Source organism: Pseudomonas sp. REB1044 (assembly GCF_038813925.1).
Lineage (GTDB): Bacteria > Pseudomonadota > Gammaproteobacteria > Pseudomonadales > Pseudomonadaceae > Aquipseudomonas > Aquipseudomonas boreofloridensis.
In genome coordinates this window covers 1,729,528-1,749,898 of record NZ_CP046139.1, presented here as the reverse complement: position 1 = coordinate 1,749,898, position 20,371 = coordinate 1,729,528, and the positions used below count along the sequence as shown (strand labels likewise).

At 61.7% G+C, this 20,371-nt stretch carries 16 protein-coding genes; all 16 read right to left on the bottom strand.

The annotated features are described in order from the left end of the window. Window position 1 precedes the first annotated feature (1 nt). The 16 genes from GKC70_RS08310 to GKC70_RS08235 all read right to left on the bottom strand — a co-directional run bounded on the left by GKC70_RS08310 (window position 2) and on the right by GKC70_RS08235 (window position 20,322). The gene (locus GKC70_RS08310) at window positions 2-871 is read right to left on the bottom strand and encodes a class I SAM-dependent methyltransferase (RefSeq protein WP_342651039.1); all 870 of its coding nucleotides are present in this window, start codon (window positions 869-871) and stop codon (window positions 2-4) included. Beyond that, entirely contained in the window at window positions 865-1,695 is an 831-nt protein-coding gene (locus GKC70_RS08305; protein ID WP_342651038.1) for an SDR family oxidoreductase, read from the bottom strand. Before GKC70_RS08305 ends, GKC70_RS08310 begins: the two co-directional genes overlap by 7 nt. Further along, window positions 1,688-2,185, bottom strand: a complete 498-nt coding sequence (locus GKC70_RS08300) for a Gfo/Idh/MocA family oxidoreductase (RefSeq protein WP_342651037.1) — start codon at window positions 2,183-2,185, stop codon at window positions 1,688-1,690. The genes GKC70_RS08305 and GKC70_RS08300 overlap by 8 nt, the downstream gene beginning before the upstream one ends. Further along, window positions 2,182-2,742 (bottom strand): Gfo/Idh/MocA family oxidoreductase, encoded by a 561-nt coding sequence (locus GKC70_RS08295; protein ID WP_342651036.1) that lies wholly within the window; start codon window positions 2,740-2,742, stop codon window positions 2,182-2,184. Before GKC70_RS08295 ends, GKC70_RS08300 begins: the two co-directional genes overlap by 4 nt. Further along, window positions 2,739-3,620 (bottom strand): sugar phosphate isomerase/epimerase family protein, encoded by an 882-nt coding sequence (locus GKC70_RS08290; RefSeq protein WP_342651035.1) that lies wholly within the window; start codon window positions 3,618-3,620, stop codon window positions 2,739-2,741. Before GKC70_RS08290 ends, GKC70_RS08295 begins: the two co-directional genes overlap by 4 nt. Before the next feature lie 2 nt (window positions 3,621-3,622). Further along, window positions 3,623-5,413, bottom strand: coding sequence for a thiamine pyrophosphate-binding protein (locus GKC70_RS08285; RefSeq protein ID WP_342651034.1), 1,791 nt, complete (start codon window positions 5,411-5,413; stop codon window positions 3,623-3,625). A gap of 6 nt (window positions 5,414-5,419) precedes the next feature. After that, entirely contained in the window at window positions 5,420-6,613 is a 1,194-nt protein-coding gene (locus tag GKC70_RS08280; protein WP_342651033.1) for an FkbM family methyltransferase, read from the bottom strand. Window positions 6,614-6,623: 10 nt separating this feature from the next. Then, the gene (locus GKC70_RS08275) at window positions 6,624-8,519 is read right to left on the bottom strand and encodes an N-acetylneuraminate synthase family protein (protein ID WP_342651032.1); all 1,896 of its coding nucleotides are present in this window, start codon (window positions 8,517-8,519) and stop codon (window positions 6,624-6,626) included. After that, window positions 8,516-9,880 carry a CBS domain-containing protein gene (locus GKC70_RS08270; RefSeq protein WP_342651031.1) on the bottom strand — a complete coding sequence of 455 codons (1,365 nt, stop codon included), beginning with the start codon at window positions 9,878-9,880 and terminating at the stop codon, window positions 8,516-8,518. Before GKC70_RS08270 ends, GKC70_RS08275 begins: the two co-directional genes overlap by 4 nt. After that, the gene (locus GKC70_RS08265) at window positions 9,877-10,572 is read right to left on the bottom strand and encodes a sugar phosphate nucleotidyltransferase (protein WP_342651030.1); all 696 of its coding nucleotides are present in this window, start codon (window positions 10,570-10,572) and stop codon (window positions 9,877-9,879) included. Before GKC70_RS08265 ends, GKC70_RS08270 begins: the two co-directional genes overlap by 4 nt. Continuing rightward, the gene (rfbH, locus tag GKC70_RS08260; protein WP_342651029.1) at window positions 10,572-11,894 is read right to left on the bottom strand and encodes a lipopolysaccharide biosynthesis protein RfbH; all 1,323 of its coding nucleotides are present in this window, start codon (window positions 11,892-11,894) and stop codon (window positions 10,572-10,574) included. Before rfbH ends, GKC70_RS08265 begins: the two co-directional genes overlap by 1 nt. After that, the gene (gene rfbG / locus GKC70_RS08255) at window positions 11,891-12,955 is read right to left on the bottom strand and encodes a CDP-glucose 4,6-dehydratase (protein WP_342651483.1); all 1,065 of its coding nucleotides are present in this window, start codon (window positions 12,953-12,955) and stop codon (window positions 11,891-11,893) included. Before rfbG ends, rfbH begins: the two co-directional genes overlap by 4 nt. Beyond that, a complete protein-coding gene (gene rfbF, locus GKC70_RS08250; protein WP_342651028.1) occupies window positions 12,946-13,716 on the bottom strand; it encodes a glucose-1-phosphate cytidylyltransferase in 771 nt (256 codons plus the stop codon). Before rfbF ends, rfbG begins: the two co-directional genes overlap by 10 nt. Window positions 13,717-13,974: 258 nt before the next feature. After that, entirely contained in the window at window positions 13,975-14,958 is a 984-nt protein-coding gene (locus GKC70_RS08245) for a hypothetical protein (protein WP_342651027.1), read from the bottom strand. Beyond that, on the bottom strand, window positions 14,943-16,685 hold the full coding sequence (locus GKC70_RS08240; RefSeq protein ID WP_342651026.1) for a hypothetical protein: 1,743 nt from the start codon (window positions 16,683-16,685) through the stop codon (window positions 14,943-14,945). The genes GKC70_RS08245 and GKC70_RS08240 overlap by 16 nt, the downstream gene beginning before the upstream one ends. Before the next feature lie 76 nt (window positions 16,686-16,761). Beyond that, on the bottom strand, window positions 16,762-20,322 hold the full coding sequence (locus GKC70_RS08235) for a glycosyltransferase (protein WP_342651025.1): 3,561 nt from the start codon (window positions 20,320-20,322) through the stop codon (window positions 16,762-16,764). Window positions 20,323-20,371 lie beyond the last annotated feature (49 nt).

The following is a 20,371-nucleotide window of genomic DNA, read 5'->3' as shown; positions in this document are numbered from 1 at the left end:
CTTAAAGCGCCCTCGCCAACACACCCAGCACTTCCCCGCGGGTCCAGCCGACATCCACCGGCAGGTGCAAGACATCGACCAACTCGAGGTTCAACTGGCGCAACAATCGCCGCATTGCTTCTTCACTGAAGAAATTGACGTGTTCATGCCAGTGCCGTTTCAGGGGTGCAAGTTCAAGACTTCCTGGGTGTTCACGGACCAGCGCTTCATGCGGAACTTCGAGGTAGAGCAAAGTACCTTCACCAATGGCCGGCAACATCTGTCTGACGACATCGGCCGGAAAGGCCACATGCTCCAGGACTTGGCTACACGTGACCAGATCGTAATGCGTGCAACTGATAAGTTCAGGATCAGCACGCTCGGCTCCCGGCACCAGCTCGACCCCGGAAATATCATGGATATGCAACAAACGATGGTGATCCCGAAACAGGCTATTCACGCCCGTATCGCCGCCCCAATCCAGTACTGCGGGAGCTTCAGGCAGGCGCGGTGCAAGCCACGCCTGTACTTGGGTCAAATACGCCGCACGCTGATGATAATGCGGTACCACATTGACATAGCCCGGTTCGAAGCGGATACGTTGAGCATTGTATTCCGTACCGCGATAGTCACGATAGAGGGCACTCATCTGCTCGTCGGTAAAGCGGTAGTCAAGAAACAACGCACCACACTCTTGGCACTGCAGGGAGTTGCACAGGGTGTAGGCAGTTCCTTGTCGAAGATCGCGCAACCCCCATTCGGGAGTAATCTCAACGGGCTCATGGCCAAACACACGCAATGCTACAAACGGCATCAGTACCGCGGGTGACCGGTGCAACTGATCGCTTTCGCAGCAGATGCACCGGTTGGCGACGAATTCACGGTCTACCATGTGCTGCGCCCCCCATCGATCACCAGGTTGGTTCCGGTCATATAGGCCGATGCATCGGAGCACAGGAATGCCAACGCTCCACGGTATTCATCGGCGTCGGCCATGCGCCCCAAGGGTATGAGCTGAGTGAGATTGCGTACGAAGACGTCATTCTGGCCCGCATACACGCCGCCCGGCGACAATGCGTTGCACCGCACACCCTGCTCGCACCAGTACGTCGCCAAATATTTGGTAAGCCCGATCAGACCATGCTTGACCACCGAGTAAGTGACCGGTTTGACCGGTTGCTGGTCAGCCTCACGTCCACTGACCCGATACAAGCGTTGGTCTGGTGCGATGACGCCCAAGTCCGAGGCGATATTGACGATCACCCCGCGGCCCTGCTTGGCCATGTCCGGGCCCCATACTTTGGCGCAATTGAAAGCGCCGCCGAGCCCCACATCCAGATCCAGCCGCCATTGCTCCCAGGGAAAGTGCTCAAGACGGGAGAAATCCTTGTCGATCGCACTTTCCACCTTGGGGTTGCGCGCAGCATTGTTGATCAGGATATCGATACGGCCCTGGCGATCGATCAGTTGTTCACGCGCTGCCAAGAGTGCATCCAGATCAGTGATATCGGCTACCAGAGCCATTGCCCGGCAGCCCGTTTCCTTGGCCAGTCTTTCGACGTTTCGCTCAAGACCTGGCCCATCGATATCCAGCAAAACCGGTACACCACCGAGGCCTGCGATGGTGGCGGCATGCTGATAACCCAGCAAGCCAGCGCCACCAGTAATCACCGCTACTCGAGCATCGAGTCGAAACAAGTCATAGATGTCAGCCATGTACATTCACCTCGCTCAGCTGAACCTCTCTGCCCTCTTCAAGCGAGCGACGTGCAGCGAGGGCCAGGCGCAGACTTTGAACACCGTCATGCAGGCTCACCGCAGGCTGGCTCTTGCCAAGCACGCAGTCGAGGAAGTGTCGCGCTTGCTCCAGGAACATATCGTTGCGTGCGAAACCTTGGAAATCACTCTCCTCTGTTAGCTCGCCCTGCGCGTCATGGACCTTGAGGCGGTTGGCCAACAGATCGATTTCTGCATAACCGGCATCACCCACGACCTTGCAGCAACGCACAGGTGGACGCTGGAGATAATCCTGATGCAATAGAATCGGAAACGGCTGGTTTTCACTGCCGCCGCGCATGAGCGACGAGGCGGTATCCTCCACATCGATTTCAAGACCGCTGAGTTGACCGCCACAGGTGACGATGCTGCGAGGCAACCCAAAGAACCAGTAGATCAGGTCCATTTCATGGATTTGCGAAAGGATCACTCCTCCCCCTGATCGGCCCGCGCGGCATACATTTGCCGATAGTCCTCATAGCGGTGCCAGTTCGGCAAATACTCACCGATTTCAAATCGCGCGCTGAGCAGACGCCCGAAGAAACCACTTTCCAGCAACGCTTTGATTCTTTGCAGGCCGGGATGGAAGCGGAAGTTATAACCGACGTGAAACGGCAGACGCCGGCGCTCAACTTCAGAGACCAGGGACTCGATGCCCTGCAAATCACCGGCAAGGGGCTTCTCCATGAAGACCGGCACATTGGCTCGCACACATTCAAGTGCAACCGGCACATGCAACGTATTGGGGTTGCAAATAAACGCGGCCGACGGTGCCTCTGCCAGCGCCTCAGCCAAGTCGTGGTGCACTCGAATCTGGTAGTCGCGCTCCAGATCGGCACCTTCCTCAATGGTCAAATTGTCGCGCAACTTGAGCCGCTGACCACGTACTCGATAAGCGATCACCTGCAACTCATCGCCCAATAGTTGACGCAGGTTGCGCAAATGCCGCTGGCCAATGCCACCTAGCCCACAGAACAGAATCTTCACGGTTCAATCCTTTCGTTGAGCGCCTCGCCGCGCAGCCAGGCTGCGGCCAGCGCAGCCGCGTCGCTCAGCCAGCGAACCTCATCATCGGTTACACCCCGGGCGACCTGCAGAACGAAATCACCACGGTAGCCATGCACGATCAGTTGCTCTCGCAACGCAGGAAAATCAGTATCTCCCTGCCCTAACGGCACAGTGCCCCCACCGAGCATTCGATCCTTGATGTGGAAACTTCCGACTCGAGCACCATAAGCACTGAATTCGTCTGCCGGCCGATAGCCGAGCGAAGCGCTGTTGCCGGAGTCGTAATTGACCTTGACCAAGGGATGCTCAAGGCACTCAAGCAACTCTGCAAATGCTTGCGGTCCTAGATCGGTTTCAAGGTGCAACTCCACGCCGTACTTCTCAGCGACTGGCAAGACCTGACCGAGCGCTTGCACCACCTGATCGCGTTCGTCGTCGTCGCGCATACGCGAGGCATCAACGAACGGCAATACAACCCTGGAAATGCTCATTTGCGCACACACGCCCAACAGCCACTGCAATCGATCCAAGCGCTCTTGTCTGTGGGTCTCTGAGCAGCGCAGCAGCGGGCAGTCCATGAAATAGTCTGCGCAAACGGATACGACAGAAACGCCATGCAGGGTCAGAAGCTCGCCCATCTGCTCGCGTCCGGTGGGCGTCTCGAGCGGGTTGGCACCCTCACCGTATAGATCGTAGATCCATTCGATGCCTCGCAATCCAGCAGTTGACGCACGCTCGATTTCCTTCTGCCAGCCTTCCCGGGGGAAGGACTGAAAGCGGCCCTGCTCAGGCGCAGTGAGACGCCCCTGCATGGTATACAGGCCGGTGTCGGCGTATTGACTCAGGTAATCACTCATCGTCATTCGTCCACCAGCGGGATCATCATATTGGCACGTAACTCCTCTCGACTCAGGAACGGGAAAAGGTCCTCGAGCGGGCTGGAGACCATTGTCCCGTTCGGGCCGATCTTCGATGTGATGCGCGGTCCTATGGCTTGATCGGGCTCCACCATTACCTCACAAAGGACCGGCCCGTCTGCAGCCAGCACCTCATCGATGGCCGATCGCAGATCGACCGTGCCGTCAATGCGCCGGACCTGCAGTCCGAACGCAACTCCCAGGGCGCTGATGTCCGGCAATGTGAGGCCAGAAGTAGGGTCGCAGCCGATTGTCTGCTGGAAGTATCCACCTTGAGAGGCACGTATCGAGGCATATCCGTTGTTGTTCAACACGAAGTACTTGATCGGCAGTTTGAGGCGACGTACCACCTCGAGCTCCTGGATATTCATCACGAACCCGCCGTCGCCGTCGACCGATACCGTTCGGCGACCGCCGCTACCCAAACAGCCGCCAATGGATGCCGGCAGTCCGTAGCCCATCGATCCAAGACCACCTGTGGCAACGGCTCTCTGGCCACGTTTGAGGCGCACAGATAGCCAGAACGTGTCCAGCGCAGCGCCCGAACTACCGGGAATGATCTGGTCGCCCTCGGCCATGGCCTCTGAAAGCGTTTCACTGAATACATACGTGTTGACGAAATCGCTGGCAGCTCGATACTCGGGCAGCACCACTGGATAGGCGTGTTTCCATGCCGAGCAACGCTCACGCCAACCCTGGCATTGGAGTGGTTCTTGCCCGGCGACGCGCATCAACTCGTCGAAAAACAACCGAGCATCGCAGACGATGCGCTCATCGGGCATGTCTCCCAGCTTGGCAAGCTCAGCCGGATCGATATCGACGACCACGATCTCGGCCTGACGCGCGAAATGCCTGCGGTCGAAGCCAGTAATCGAGAAGTCCATGCGGCATCCCACTGCGAGCACCATATCAGCGTTCTGCACACTGAAATTGGCGCCACGCGCAGCGACCGTGCCACAGCGCCCCACATAAAGGGGATGGTCGTGCTCCAACAAATCGGCACCGATCCAGGTGGTCAACGTGGGAAGGCCCAGCGACTCGATCAGTTCACGCATCGGTTGCTCGGCACCTGCGGCGTGAACACCGTTACCGACCAACAGAACCGGACGCTGCGCCTTGCGCATACGCTGGACCAATTGCTGCAAAGCGTCAGCGTCCGGCACTGCCGGCTGGGAATCGGCTTCAGGCTGATAGCCCTCAAGCTGCTGAGGATCGATTTCGGTGGCTTGGACGTCGAGCGGCACATCGATCCAAACAGGCCCTTTACGACCACTGAGCATCAGGTGATGAGCTTTCTCCAGCTCATAGCGCACCTGCAGAGGATCGAGCAGACACACGGCGTACTTGCTCAGTGGCCCGACAACACTGACGATATCCAGCTCCTGGGTGCCGAGCTGACGCAGACCACTGTCTTTTTTCAGATCAGCCCGCTTGACCTGACCTGAGATGAACATGGCAGGCGTGGATTCGAACCAGGCACCTGCCAATCCGGTGATGGCGTTGGTTGCGCCCGGGCCTGAAGTTACCAGACACGCACCGAACTTTCCGGAAGTCCGTGCGTAGCCTTCGGCAGCGATCGCGGCGCCCTGCTCATGCAGCATGCTCACTGCCGTCAACCGAGGCTGGCGATAAAGCGCATTGTTCAAGTGCATGGCTCCACCCCCTGGCAAGAAGAAGACATGCCCTACGCCATGCTTGGCGATGAAGTCAAATATATAGTCAGCAACACGCATCGGTAATCACTCGAAGCTCGAAAAGGAGGGAACACGTTCGGCAGGTACGGCGTAGAGCACCAGATCCCAGCCATCGCTCACGTGCCCACAAAGGCTGTAACGATAGTCAGCACAGTATTCATGCAGTTGCAGGAGGATGCGCCAAAGGTGGTTCTGCTCGTGGTAGACGCTGACGGCCACCACAGGCTGATGTCGCATGAGCAACTGTTTAGCGCCTGCCAGGCACTGGGGTTCGAATCCCTCGATGTCGATCTTGATGAACGTAGGCAATGTCAGCCCGGCAGCCAGGTCGTCCAGGGTCGTCATGGGCACTGGCTCGTCGCCTAATCCAACACGTGAGGAAGGGCCATTTGCCGCTTCCATCATTACTTCGCCAAGCCGATCCCCCACTGCCATGCGATGGGCGAACAGCCCAGGTCGATCGATTCGCTGCATGCATGCATTCAGGGCCTCGAAGTTGCGGCTAACCGGTTCGAAGCAGTGATACTCCCGATAATGACGCCCGGTCGCCAGGTAGCCTTCCAGCGTGTCGCCGTTAAAGGCACCCAGGTCATACACCACCTCATCCTCGCGAAAGGTGGTGAAATGTGCATCGAAATAAATGTGCAACGCAGATGAAGTCGGCAGCAAATCATGATCCAGATGCAGTCGCCACTGAACATGGTCGACGAACAACTGCCTTGACGGCTCATCGCTCAACAGTGCGAATGCGCGGCGGATCGCATCAGCCTCACCCAGCACATGCTCGGGAAGATCCATGCAGTAATGTGGGAGCAGTTGCTCGGGATAACGCCAGGCCAAGTGTCCGAACAATGCGATGCGCTCGAAGCCAAGTGCGCGCAGAGGCGCAAGCCGATCAGCCATGCCATCGTGAATATGGCCACTCCAGATCGTGCAGATCACCGCTGGCAGCGCTTGGCCGTAGTGCTCGGCCAGTTGCGCGGGGCTATACACCGGCGCGCCGTCGATAGTCGTCCCCCACAACGCGGGGTTGTTATCCATGAATGCAGCGGGCGCGCGCGCCAGTGCCTTGAGCACGGCTTGAGCTTTCCTGCCCAGGTGACTGGCACCGAACAGGACAATCGGGCGATCGAGCCCGCCAAGCAGACGCTCCAGGGTAGTGGATTGACGCGATCGAACGGACCCCAAAGGTTCGTTCAACAAGTGCTCAAGACGCTGTTCGAGAGATTCGGCAGACATGAATGAAACCTCAAAGAGATTGCAGATAACGCAACGCCGACCAGAACCCGGCACCATGATCCTTGTGGCCCTGCCACACTTCCGGAATGAAACTCACCTGCGGATGCGCCTTGATCTGAGCCCAGGCGCGCGGCCAGTCGATATCGCCGGTCCCCATCAGCACCCCTTCGCCATTGGTGCCCTTGGCGTCTGCCACGTGCAAATGCGCCGAGTACGGCAGCAGCAGCGCCAGCGCCTTCTGGAAGTCCAGCGCGAAATGGAAGCAGGTCATCTGCAGGTGAGACAGGTCCAGACACAGGCGCAGGCCGCTGTCGCGGGCCTGGGCTGCCAACTCGTCGGGCATCATGAAAATGTTCTGGTGGCGCTGTCCGCCAAAATGCCAAGGGAACGGTGCCATGTTCTGCGGGATCAGTTCGGTGCTGCCGAAATCGATCTGGGCGCAGGATTCATAGAAGCGCGCGTACAACTGCTCGCGCATGGCCAACGGGCGTGGCGCATCGGCGGAGAAGCCGCCGATGTTGGCGACGATCAACCGCGCATCGGCGTTCGGGAAGAACGCGCCGATCTGTTCGGTCGCCTCCACCACCCGTTTCAGGTTGTCGATCGAGCGTCGGCGATAAGCCGGGTCATCGGCCACCAGGTCCAGCAGTTCGCTATTCTCGAACAGCTCCGGCGCGTGAACCACCAGGCGCGAGCAGTCGACCGGGGCCAGGAACGGCTGGGGGGCCAGCCCGAGGTCGCGGTATGACAGGTGGAACTCGTACAAATCCGGTTGAATGCGCCGACGATAATCGAGGAAATCGTGATAACGCACCGGCACGCCCCAGCGAATCGGCATCTGAAAACGCAGAGGCTGTTGAGGCTGCTGTGCCTGCAAGTCGCTCTCGAACAGGAAGTCGCCCAGCGCGATGTCGCGCTGCGCCGGCTTGCCCAGCAACTCGGGCAAACGATAAGGCGGCAGGCCCTGACCAGGGCTGGCGACACGTAGCATGTGCGCTTGGAGCACGCAGCCTTGGGCGATGTCCTGCGCCGCGATGACGCTCTTGCCGAGGTTCTCGCGGTTGAGCAGCTCGCCCTGGCTGGCGTGACGTCCAGGCCCCTGCCAAGGCAGCGCCAATTCCAACTGGCGGATGCCCTCGACCAACTGACGAAACTCCAGCGGCTCCAGGCTAGCCAGGTGATCCGGGCCTTCCATGTCACGGTCGAGCGTAATGTGCCGCTCCACCAGTTTGGCCCCCAGCGCCACGGCGCCCAGCGTGATGGCAGTGCCACGCTCGTGACCCGAATAACCGATCAGGTCGTGCAGCTCCTGCAGGCGCCGCAGGTAGCCCAGTTGAATATCGGATTCCGGGGCCGGGTAAGCGCTGTTGCAGTGCAACAAGGCGAAGGGGGTGCCCAACGCCTTGAGCTGTTCGATGGCACGCACGATCTCATGCTCGAACGACATGCCGGTGGACAGGATCAACGGCTTGCCCAGACTGGCTGCCTTGGCGATGAGATACGGGTTGCTCAGGTCCGCCGAGGCGATCTTCAGCGCTGCCACATCGAACTCGGCCAACGCGTCGACACTGGGTTCGTCCCAGGGCGTGCACAGGTAGGTAATGCCCTTGGCCGCACAATACTCACGCACCTGCCGGTGCTCTTGCAGGCTCAGCTCGACCTTGTCCAGCAGGTCCTGGATGTACTCGACACCCAGGTCTTCGGCTCGGGAGCCATCAGCTTTGCGCCGGTACAGGGCCTCGCGATTGCGCAACTGGAACTTGACGCAATCCGCGCCGGCCTCGATGGCCGCGTCAACCAACTGACGCGCTAGCTCCAGTGAGCCGTTATGGTTGTTGCCCACTTCGGCGATGACATAGACGCGCTCGCCGCCCAGCGGGGTGCCGTCGAGAAGAATGGAAGTCATTGGATTTTCGCTCGCCATGAGGTTACGCCGCTGGATTCAAAGCGGAAATTCTGGGTTTGGCAGCCTAAACCGTTCAGCACATGGACCACGCGCTGTCGCAATTGAGGCTGCACATAGAACAGGAAAAAGCCGCCGCCGCCCGCGCCGAGCAGCTTGCCGCCCACCGCGCCGGCGGCGATGGCGGCCTCGTAGATGCCATCGAGACGACCGTGGCTGATGCCCGAGGAAAAACGCTTTTTCAAGCGCCAGGCTTCGTCCAGGCACAGGCCGACGCCCTGCAACTCGCCGCGGATGAGATGGCGGTGCATACGTCTGCACAGCGTCACGCTGGCATGCAACAGGTCGGTCTGGTTGTCCTGCGCCTCGATTTCCTCTCGCTGCTGCTCGTGAAGCTGCCCGGAGTCGTGGGAAATACCGGTATTGCACAGCAGCAGACAAGACTCGAATTCGTTACGGATCGCCTCCTCCAGCCTGATCGGGTGCACCAGGTTGCGCTGGTTCTCGAATTCGATCAGGTTGAAGCCGCCAAACGCCGAAGCGTATTGGTCCTGCCAGCCGCCGGCGATACCGAAGCACAGGCGCTCGGCCTGAAACGCCAGCTCGGCGATTTCATAGGTGCTCCAACGGTCTTGACGCAGTTCGTTGAACACCGCGATCGTGGCCGTGGTGGCCGCAGAAGAGCCCCCCAGCCCCGAGCCGACCGGGAAATCCGAGCGCAGGAACAGGTCGAAGCCGTAACAGGGCTTGATTACCGCGATGATGGTGGCCAACAGGCTCTTGTCGTTGGCTTCCAGCAAGTCGGCCAAGGCATCGAAGTGTTCTTCGCGCCCCAGGTCCTCGGCATGGATGTTGATCTTGCGGTCATTGCGCGGCACCAGCGTCGCATGGGCATACAACCCCACCGTGCAACTGAGTACGGCTGCCGGATGATCGACGAAGAAGTACGTCAGATCGGTACCGCCGCCGCAGAAGCTCATGCGCACCGGCGCGCGCGCCCTTGCCAGTACCGGTACCTCGGGACTGGCCGCGAGCTGCCGGGTGTAGACCTCCACCAGACGCTGGTCGGCGTCCACGCCCGGCAAGGCGATGTAGCCCAGATCGAAGAGTTTGAGCAATTCCTCGCGCGCGGTACCGACCGGCACGGCGCGGAACTGCCGGTTCATGCACGCGGTAACCGGCAGATCGGTCTGTCCGCCTTGCAACAGGTGTCGCCGGACATCGCCATTGGTCACCACACCCACCAGTCGCCCGCTGTCATCGATGACGAAGACGATCTGCAGAGCGCCCGCTTCGATGCGTTCGACGGCATCGAGAATGCTGTGACGCTCACTGACGCTCAGTGTCTGGACGAGTGACGTCATGGGGTGACGCTCCTGTGGAAGTCATTGGCGTAGCGAGCGAACGATTCAGGCGTGCCGATATCAATGAACCGCCCTTGGTACTGGCAGACCCCCATCGGCCCACGACTCAACAGGCCAGGCAGCAGTTCACGCTCCAGCGAACAGGCTTGCACGCAATGACCGGCGAATGCCGATGCGGTGAAGGCGTACACACCGGCATTGATCAGCCCAGGGCCGCTGACGCCCTTCTCCTGGACAGCGCACAAGCGCCCTGCGGCATCGACCTGCAGGCTGCCATAGCGGCTGCGGTCATCGACACTGACGCCAAGGATGGCGTTGCCAGGGGCCTCGACTGCAAGACGGTAGGCCGGCGCATCGAGGTAGGTGTCAGCATTGATCACCAAGTAGCGCGCCTGGGCCGGTTGCTCGCGCAAGGCGTTGAGCAAGGCGCCACCGGTGCCCAGCGGCTCTGCCTCGACCACCAGGCGCAGCGCCAGGCCACTGGCACGGCTCAAGCTCGGCATTTGCTCGACCATCTGGTCGGCGCGGTAATGCGCGCACAACACGGCCTGGTCGATACCGGCCTGCGCCAGTTGCGTCAGCACTCCTTGTAGAAACGGCACACCCTGCACCGCGACCAACGCTTTCTGTCCGCCTTGGGCCACGCTCTGCAACCGCGTGCCGAAGCCGCCGCACAGGATGTAGGCACGCATCAGCGCAGCCTCCGCACATAGGTCTCGATGTGGCGCGCCGCGTGCTCCAGGTGATCCTCCGACAGTCCCGGCCACAGGCCGATCCAGAAGGTGTCGTTCATCACCTTCTCGGTCACGCTCAGATCGCTGGCCACTCGGTAGCTCTGGTCTTTCATGTACGGCTGGCGCGTCAGGTTGCCCGCGAACAGCAGACGCGTGCCGATCTTGTGTGCATCGAGATGACGCAGCAGGTCCAGTCGCTCGGTGCCACACCCGTCGCGCAAGGTCAGCGGAAAACCAAACCAGGAAGGATCGCTGTTGGGGGTTGCCTGGGGCAGGATCAGTTGCTCGACGCTGCCGGCCAAGCGTTCGCTGAGCCACTCGAAGTTGCGTTTGCGGGCCGCGATGAAGCCGTCCAGGCGATCCATCTGGGCCAACGCGCAAGCGGCCTGCATATCGGTGATCTTGAGGTTGTAGCCCAGGTGCGAGTAGGTGTACTTGTGATCGTACCCTTGCGGCAGGTCGCCCAGTTGCCAGCAGAAGCGCTTGCTGCAGGTATTGTCTTCGCCCGGGCCGCAATAGCAGTCGCGTCCCCAGTCACGGAACGACTCGACGATACGCTTGAGCAAGGGCGAATCGGTGAAGACCGCGCCGCCCTCGCCCATGGTGATGTGGTGGGCGGGATAGAAGCTTAGCGTACCCAGGTCGCCGAAACTCCCGACCTGACGGCCGTCGTAGGTGGCACCCAGGGCATCGCAGCAATCCTCGATCAGCCACAGTCCGTAGCGGTCGCACAGCTCCCGCACGACCTTGAGATTGAACGGATTGCCCAGCGTATGCGCGAGCATGATCGCCTTGGTACGCGGTGTGATGGCCGCTTCGATCAGCGAAGCATCGATGTTGTAGGTGCCCATCTCGATGTCGACAAAGACCGGAACCGCACCGAACTGCAGGATCGGATTGACCGTGGTCGGGAAGCCGGCGGCAACGCCAATGACCTCATCGCCTTTCCCGATGGCGCGATCGCCCAGACGCGGCGACGTGAGCGCGGAAAACGCCAGCAGATTGGCGGAGGAACCCGAATTGGCGGTGAGCACACCGCGACGTCCCAGATAGCGCGCCAGACGCTTCTCGAACGCTTGATTGAAGCGTCCGGTGGTGAGCCAGCCATCGAGCACCGCCTCGGTCATGGCCTGCAGTTCCGGTGCGCCGATCACTTTGCCGGAGGGCGGAACCGCCTGCTGATCGGGCACGAAAGGCGACGTGGCCAACTCCAGTTCTGCGTATCGGCCCACCAGTTCGGCAATTTGCTGGCGCAGTTGCTGCGCCGTCTGATCAGTCATCGGTTCTCGCCTTCAAAGGCCGCGATCTGTACGCGGCTGTAACACTGCATGTCCTGGCCTTCGCGCCAGGCGCGATGCCAATCGAGGGTTCGTTGCAAGGTCTGTGGCAGGTCCCATCGGGGCTGCCAACCCAAGGTGCGGCGGGCTCGGGAGGAGTCGAGGGTGAGCAGCCCGGCTTCATGGGGTTGCTCGTGCGCCTCAATGGACCAACGCGCCTGTTCGGGCCAGAGCGCGGCCATGCGCTCAACCACCTCGGCCACGCTGGCCGTACCCGCACTGTCGGGACCGAAGTTCCACGCCTGAGCCACGGCCTGACCCCGCTCGACCAAAGCCTGGGCCAAGAGCAGATAGCCGTGCAATGGATCGAGCACGTGCTGCCAGGGGCGCACCGCGCCTGGGTAGCGCAGGGTCAAGGACTGCCCGTCGTCCCAGGCGCGCAGTATGTCCGGCAGGAGTCGATCGACCGACCAGTCGCCGCCCCCGATCACATTACCCGCCCGCGCAGTGCCCAAAGCGATACCGCATTCGGCCAGGAACGACGCCCGCCATGAAGCGCACAGCACCTCGACGCAGGCTTTGCTGCTGCTATAGGGGTCATGCCCGCCCAAAGCATCCTGCTCGCGATACGGCCACGACCATTCGCGGTTCTCGTAACACTTGTCGCTGGTCACCACCAGCACCGCGCGCACAGCGTCGCACTGACGCACCGCCTCGAGCAGATTCAGCGTACCGGTCACGTTGGTCGCATAGGTGTCGGCTGGCGCGCGGTAGGACTCGCGTACCAGGGGCTGCGCCGCCAGATGCAGAACCACCTCGGGGCGAAACGCCTGGAGACTGCGCAGCAGATGATCAGCGTCGCGAACATCGGCGAATTCACCCGACGTCAGTCCGTCCAGGCGCAGGCTTGCGTAGAGTGTCGACTCGCCTTGCGGCGCCAGGGAATAGCCCCACACTTCGGCCCCCAGCTCACTGAGCCAGAGCGCCAGCCATCCACCTTTGAAGCCACTGTGACCGGTGAGGAAGACCCGTCGCCCGGTCCAGAACTCGCGACTCAGGACCAGACTCGCCACTGCGCCTCTCCCGACTTCCAGCGCTCTTCGAGGTAATTGCGGTCACGCAACGTGTCCATGGCCTGCCAGAAACCCCGATGGTTGTGGCTCATCAATTGGCCGTGCTGGGCGAGCGCACGCATGGGCTCGTACTCCCAGGTGGTGTCGGCGCCCTCGATGTAATCGAAGATGCCAGGCTCCAGGACGAAGAAGCCGCCATTGATCCAGCCCCCATCGCCCAACGGTTTTTCCTGAAAGCCCTGGACCTGCTCTCCACGCACATCGAGGGCACCGTAGCGCCCTGGAGGCTGGACGGCGGTCACGGTGGCCAGCTTGCCGTGGTGCTTGTGGAAGTCGACAAGGGCGGCGACATCGACGTCGGCCACGCCATCGCCGTAGGTCAGGCAGAACGTCTCGTCGCCGACGTAGTCGCGCACGCGCTTGATCCGCCCACCGGTGGCGGTGCTCTCCCCGGTATCGACGAGCGTCACACGCCAGGGTTCGGCGTTACGGTTGTGGATGTGCATGCGATTTTCCGACATGTCGAACGTCACGTCGGACATGTGCAGGAAATAGTTGGCGAAGTACTCCTTGATCACGTAGCCCTTGTAGCCCAGGCAAATCACGAAGTCGTTGATCCCGTAGTGGGAATAGATCTTCATGATGTGCCAGATGATTGGCTTGCCGCCGATCTCGATCATGGGCTTGGGACGCAGATGGGACTCTTCACTGATGCGAGTACCCAGGCCGCCGGCCAGGATGACTGTTTTCATTGTCGACTTACCTTGGAAGGTCGCTACCCAGGACCGGGCTGACAAAATACTGACCAATTCAGCAACTTGAGCAGTCGTAGCAAAAAGACTGCCAACTTGCCTACAGCGAAGGCGCCGATGATGGGGGGAGAGCAAGATGCCCGGCGCGGGGCCGGGGAAGGCACAACCCGACACCCGGAGGACGAGAGCGACAGGGATGTGCAGCGGTGACCTGACGCCGGTGCGAACGGCCGGCTCAGGTCACCAAGGCGCCGCGGTTCAGTCCAGCGCGCGCAGCCACTGTGGCCCGCGTGAATCGACCGGCTGGATCAAGCCCACTGCGCCGTCGATTGCCAGGCCACGGCTGAAGGCCCAGGGCGCTTGTTCGACGAGCGACGCACACACCTGTTCGGACAGTACGGGAACACCTGGGTTGACCAACTGCGCTTGAGGCGCCATGAGTACCAGCAGCCCCGCCTGGGACACCTGCAAGCACAGCTTGATCGCCCAGGCGTCGTCCAGTCCCAGCCCACCCAGCGACTCCAGCACCTGCTTGCGCACCATCAGCCCGTCGCCAGAAACCGCCTGGCAGCCCCGTACCACATCGAGACCCAGGGCCTGGACTCGCGCCTCCACCGGCAGCCCCAGCCAACTGGCGTGCACCTGCTGGCCGTCGAGCAACTCATACCCGGCATGGCTGACGCACCCGAGTTCATCATGCATCTGGCAACCGACCAGACCCACTTCAGGCCGCTGCGCCTGATTGAGCAAGCTTTCGATCCACCCTGGGCTGGACACCTGGCAGCGGTCGCTGATGAAGACCAGATACTCTCCACGCGCCTGCCCGACCGCCTGGCTCAGTCGCTCGCCGAGCACGCTGGACGAACACGACAGCATTCGCGCACGCCCTCCCAGGCTCGCCTCCTGCCCCTGTTCACCACGCGTGATCACCAACACTTCGTAACGTGGATAACGCGTGCGCTGCTGAATGCTGGCAAGACTCGCGGCCAGGCGCTGCATGTCGTCCCCCGCCTCCAGGATGATGCTGACCATCGGCGTGGACGGGTGGCGGAAGTCGAGGAACAAGCGTCCCTCGTAGCCGACCTCGACTTTACCCGCGTAGCCGAGCTGGCTCAGGTGCCGGCCTTCGGTGGCCACGGCATCGTCCAGCATCGTTTCACGCTGATTGCGGCCGATGACCAGGAACTCTTCGATGTGGGCCAGGCCGGCCATGCCCTGGGCCTCGATCACCCGAAGCAGCACATCCAGATCGAGCGCGCCATGGCAGGTCTCACTGAAGCCCCCACCTGCATCAGGGTGTCACGCTGCAGCAGCCAGTGCGGCGCCATCAGGTCAGGACGACTGCGCAGCAGGTCGATGTCCGCGCCTGGACGCAGCACTGCCACCAGGCGACCGTCCTCATCACGCTGCACGTCGTTGCCGCAGACCGCCTTCACGCCCTGCGCCTGGGCCAGCTCCAGTTGCAGGCGCAGCAAGCCACTGCCTGCCAGTTCGTCACCGGCCTGCAAGCGCATCAGCCACTCGCAGGGCAGTTGCCCAGCCAGATGGTTGAGGTGTGAAACAACATTTTCAGCCGTGACTTTGACGAAGTGCAGGGTGTCCCTGACGGTGGTGATCGCAGGCAGCTTGCCCGCCTTGAGCACCACGATGCGAACATCGCGAAGACCGCTGAGCACGATGCTGTCGAAGGTGCGCTGCAGGGCCGCGTCATCGTCATCCAGGTCGAGCACGAACAGGCCGATGCGCAGCGCTTTGCTGGCCGCAATGCGTTTGTGCACGCGCTGCTTCGCAGCACTGCTCAAGGTCGCCGCTGCCAGCGCCTCGAGTACCCGCCCAGAAGGCGTCTCCGCCAATTGTGCAGACACCTCCGGAGCCGGCACCTGCTCCAGACGGTCAAGCCAACGCCCAAGCTCGGCACGCACCTCGGACTGATCGTCGTCCAGCACCTGCAGCAGCGATCGGCACACCTGCGGCGAGAACAGGTTGATCGACAGCGCCTCCCAATATCGGGCACACAGTGATTGCGCACTGTCATTGGCCTGACGCACAAGCAGATCGCGCTGGCGAACCCAGGCGCCCTCGACGGCTCGCAGATGCTGGCGCCCTACTGGCCAGGCATGTACGAGAAACTCCAGGGCCGTCAACTGGCGAAACACCTGGGCGTTGTAGTAAGGCAGCTCCACAAACTGACGCGCCTCGAACTGACGCACCGGCGCCTGTTCGACGCTGCTCCATGGCGACTCGAACACGAGGGGCTGCTCGCCCGCTGCGGCCGTCGCCAGTACGAACTGACGCAGCACAGCGAAGCCCTCCTCGTCGTCGAAATGACCACCCTGCTGCTCATCCCACTGGCGCAAGGCGCGCAGGGTCGGCGCCAACGCATCGGCATCCGGGTGGTCGCCACGACATTCGCTGACGAGCAGCGTGTGCTCGAGCACTGGCAGCTCGAATCGGTACAGCAGCGCCAGCGACAATCCTATTCGCCAGTCCTGTTGCACCTCGGCCTCGGCCAATGCGGCACGTAATGCGTCGACACGCAGCAGGGCTCGCCAGGGCTGCAGGCCACTTCGAGCATGGGCCAAGACGCGCTCGCGCACGCCCTGTTCTTCCAACTGCTCATGCGCCGTTTCGCCAAAACGCAGGTAGCTCACCGTACCGTTGCCTGGACGCATACCCAGGGCGTAACCCTGCACGCCCGCTGCTTGAGGATGCGCGCGTAGCCAGGCATGTGCCTGCTGCAGGGCTTCGGGCAGCAGGAAGTCGCTGTCATCGGCCAGTACCACGAACGCGGCTTCGATCTGGTCGAGTGCCTGCAACAGTGACCGAGGCGTCGAGGTGCCCTCGCCTGCGTCGATCACACGCGTGCTCAACCCTTGCTGCGCATGGTAGGCAATCGCCCGGTCGCGGTATGCCAGGTCCAGGCTGCCGAGCAGTATCACGCAGGTATCGAGTGGCGACGTAGTGTTCATGGATGTATCTCCAGTCATGATGTACCCGATGCTCGGATGTCAGTGTGGCCGCGCGCCCAAGGGTCGGCGCGGCCTTTCAGTCGGCTAGCCAGGCATTGGCCCAGTGTTGCAGGTGCCGTTCATTGAGGACGTAGTCGCGCAGCACCATTTCACGCAGTTGATCGCCCTGACGGTAGCTGGCAACCGGGTCGGCCAGGTGCATGCGAATGGCTTCGAGCCATTCATCCGTGGTGTTTCCCGCCACCCGCGTGCACGGCAGGTAGCCCTGATAGGCACGTGTGTCTGTGCAGATCACCGGGAAACCGCAGGCGCCGTACTCGAGCAGTCGCAGATTGCTCTTGCAGTCGTTGAACAGGTTCTGTTCCAGCGGCGCCAGCGCCAGATCGAGATTCAGGCTCGCCAGCTTGGCCGGGTAGTGGGACATGGGTATGCCCGCATGGAACTCCTTGATGTAGGGGCGCAGGCTTTCCGGACACATGCCGAAGAACACCCAGTCCACTTGGTCGGCCAGGGCCTTGATCACCTCCAGCAACACTTCGAGGTCGCCGCGGTGACTGGTGCCACCGGCCCAGCCGACCCGAGGTCGAGCGGTGGTCTGTCGTTCGCTGGACAAGCCCGCCCACAACGAAGCGGCCAGCATGTTGGGCACCACGCGAATATCCGTGTGCAGGTCCGACAGTGCATCGGCCAACGGCTGGGTCGAGACCACCACCCGGTCGCACATGGAAATGCCCAGCCTGACGGCCTCGCGGATATCGGCCGGCATGTTGCGCGAGTGATCGTTACGTTCCGGCACACCAATGATGTAGTCGTCGATTTCGTAGATACGTCGCGCCTGGGAGGCGCGCAACAAGCGCCCGATTTCCTCCACTGAACTCATGCGGCTACGGTACTGCACGACGATGACATCGGGCTTTTCCCGCTCCAGCTCAATCAGGTCAGGCAGGCGATAGTTTTGCCCGCCCTGAATCCAGCCTGCCGCTTCGAGCTCATGAAACGGTTGCGACACGCGGTAGTGACCGACCGCCGAGGCGTTGATCGGCAGCGCCATCACCGAAGGCAGCACCCGCTCGATGAAAGGGTCCCAGCCCGTGCGTAAACCAGGCTCCAGGCTGAAGCTGGTCATGCCCAGGCTCAGGTTGTGATTGTAGGCAGGATCACGGGCGACCTTGGCCAGCCAGCGTTGATAGAACAGGTCGCGGTCGCCCTGCCCTGGTTTGACCTGCGCGTTGCCCCCGGCGCGTGGCACCTGGGCCAGCACTGCCGCAGGCGTCATGACCACCAGATAACCTTGCTCGCCCGCTCGCAGGCAGAAGTCGACATCCTGCAAACTCGCGGCCAGCGCATGGGTGTCGAAGCCGCCCAACGTCTGCATCAGCTCGCGGCGCACCAGCAGACAGTCCAGGGACACCGCGCTGCAGTTCTGCACACACGTCAGTCGATAGAGGTAGCCATTGGCGTCCCTGGGCATGCCGACGAACGGGCTGTCGGCCTCACCATGCAGTCCCAGCACCAGACCGGCCGCAACCACAGCCCCGGACGGATCGCACAACTTCGGCCCTACCACCCCGACTTCGGGGCGCTGGGCCTGCGCCATCATCTCCGGCAGCCAGTGCGCATCGAACGCTACACAGGCGCTGTCGAGCATCAGCAAGTAATCACCCCGCGCGGCGACGCTCGCCTCGTTCAGACGAGCAGCACGACTGCCAGCCGACACCTCGATGACCCGCAACTGGTCGCTGCCCAGGGTGAGCATCGCGTCCAACCACTGGCGCACGTGCAACGGGGTGTCGGCTGCGGCAATCAGCAACACTTCGAACGCCGCATAGGCAGTGTGCTCGAACAACGACTCGACACACTGCCTCAGCGTCCCCAGATCATCCCCAACAGTCACCAGGATCGACACGCTTGCCTGCACGTCGTGCCGGTAGCTCACACGGCAGAGGGCCTGATCGCTGGCACCGACGACCTGCGCCTGTACGCCCAAGCGCTGCAAGTGCGCCTGCACGACACGCGGTGCCTGGATCACGCAGCGCGGGTGGCTCAGCCATTGGCTGAAGTCCCACTGGCAGTGCACCAGCAGTTCATCGACATGCTCGATCACGTGCAGGCCGCGGTGCTCGGCCAGCCGCCAGAACAGATCATGGGGCGCCATGAGATCGAAGTCTGCGTCGAACCCGCCAACGGCCAACAACGCCTGGCACTCGAAGGCAAGCAGCCGCCCTACATAAGGCAGGCTGCGCATCAGGTCGAGGTTGAAGTCCGGCTTGAACAGCGGTTGGGTCGGCTGCAAAGTCGCATGACTGCCCTCATCGACATACAGGCAGACCCGCTCGCGTAGCGCCATTCTCTCTGCCATGATCGCCAAGGCGTGCGGCACCAGGCGGTCACCTGCCTGCACCAGGAAGATCCAGTCGGCATCGCCCAGTGACACCTGCTGCTGCAACTGGCCCAGGCCATGATCGGCGATGCGCAGGCATTGAACGCCGTCGCGCTCGGGCACGCTCAGCGCTCCCGAAGCCAGCACCCAGCAAGCCGAAGGCGGGTAAGACTGCGCCGCGAGGCTGTCGAGGGTTGCACGCAGGGCCAATGCCTGATCTTCCCCGGCCCAGATCACTGGAACAATGCGCGGCCGCGAAGGCCAGCGCTCGAAGCGCTTGGGCAAAAGGTTGAGTTGGGCCGTGGTCAGCGCGCGCGAGTCCAACCACTGTGCATACACGTCCTCGAACGACAGGCAATCGCTGCCCAACTGCTGGTTGACCCTCGCCTCCTGCAGCGAGCGCAGGCCATTGAGGTCGTATTCTTCCCACTCAGGTACCTGACCATCGCTGTAGTGGCGCAGCGGCTGATAGCGTACCCAGCCTTTGGCCGGCGCCGCTTCGCTGTTACGTGCCTCGAGCATGCCCTTGATCCAGAGGGTCTCGGTCGGATACGCCAAGGTCATACTGGCCTGATGGCTCAGTCGCCCTGGATGCAGACGTTCAAGGCTCAGGAACCGCTCCAGATGCCCCAGGTTGCCACGGCGCATGAGGCACAGATAAAGCGCGATATCCAGACGCGCTGCGAACCCCGCGTCCACCAGCGCAGGCAGGAATTGCTCGACCAGCGCGCGGCGCATCAGCGTATGACTCAACCCGCCGAAAATGTTCGAACCGGTCGCATGCACGGCCTCGAGCAGATCGGAGCCTTTGACCACGGCATCTTCCGGGCACAGGAACATGTTCAGCATGCGCGAAGGCAGGAAGGTATCGTCGGCGGCGCACAACATGCGCTGGCAGATGACCATGCTCACGTCGGTGTGCGTCTGCATCAGCGCCGCCTGCAAGCCGACACAGTTGTTGAACAGCAGATCGTCGTCGCACAGGAACTTGATCAGCTCACCGCTGGCATTTTCCAGACACTTCAACAGATTGCGCGCAAATCCCAGGGGTTGCGGATTACGGCTGTAGTGAATGGCAAAGCCCGTTTGCTCGCTCACGTCGTCGATGATCCGCCGTATCTCGTCGCCGCCGCTGTCATCGCACACTACGACTTCGAGATGGGGATAGTCCTGCTTGACTGCACTGAGCAACGCGTTGGACAGGAAGTCTGGATTGAAGGCAGGGATCGCGATGCTGACGAGGGGTGAATGATTCACGGTGTAGAACCTTGAAAAAAAGCCCGCGCATGGCCTTGGACAGGCCATG

Excerpts from the sequence above, each read along its gene's own strand:
- GKC70_RS08310 (WP_342651039.1), bottom strand. The coding sequence starts at position 871 with ATGGTAGACCGTGAATTCGTCGCCAACCGGTGCATCTGCTGCGAAAGC.
- GKC70_RS08305 (WP_342651038.1), bottom strand. The coding sequence starts at position 1,695 with ATGGCTGACATCTATGACTTGTTTCGACTCGATGCTCGAGTAGCGGTG.
- GKC70_RS08290 (WP_342651035.1), bottom strand. The coding sequence starts at position 3,620 with ATGAGTGATTACCTGAGTCAATACGCCGACACCGGCCTGTATACCATG.
- GKC70_RS08285 (WP_342651034.1), bottom strand. The coding sequence starts at position 5,413 with ATGCGTGTTGCTGACTATATATTTGACTTCATCGCCAAGCATGGCGTA.
- GKC70_RS08280 (WP_342651033.1), bottom strand. The coding sequence starts at position 6,613 with ATGTCTGCCGAATCTCTCGAACAGCGTCTTGAGCACTTGTTGAACGAA.
- GKC70_RS08275 (WP_342651032.1), bottom strand. The coding sequence starts at position 8,519 with ATGACTTCCATTCTTCTCGACGGCACCCCGCTGGGCGGCGAGCGCGTC.
- GKC70_RS08270 (WP_342651031.1), bottom strand. The coding sequence starts at position 9,880 with ATGACGTCACTCGTCCAGACACTGAGCGTCAGTGAGCGTCACAGCATT.
- GKC70_RS08265 (WP_342651030.1), bottom strand. The coding sequence starts at position 10,572 with ATGCGTGCCTACATCCTGTGCGGCGGCTTCGGCACGCGGTTGCAGAGC.
- rfbH (WP_342651029.1), bottom strand. The coding sequence starts at position 11,894 with ATGACTGATCAGACGGCGCAGCAACTGCGCCAGCAAATTGCCGAACTG.
- rfbF (WP_342651028.1), bottom strand. The coding sequence starts at position 13,716 with ATGAAAACAGTCATCCTGGCCGGCGGCCTGGGTACTCGCATCAGTGAA.
- GKC70_RS08240 (WP_342651026.1), bottom strand. The coding sequence starts at position 16,685 with ATGAACACTACGTCGCCACTCGATACCTGCGTGATACTGCTCGGCAGC.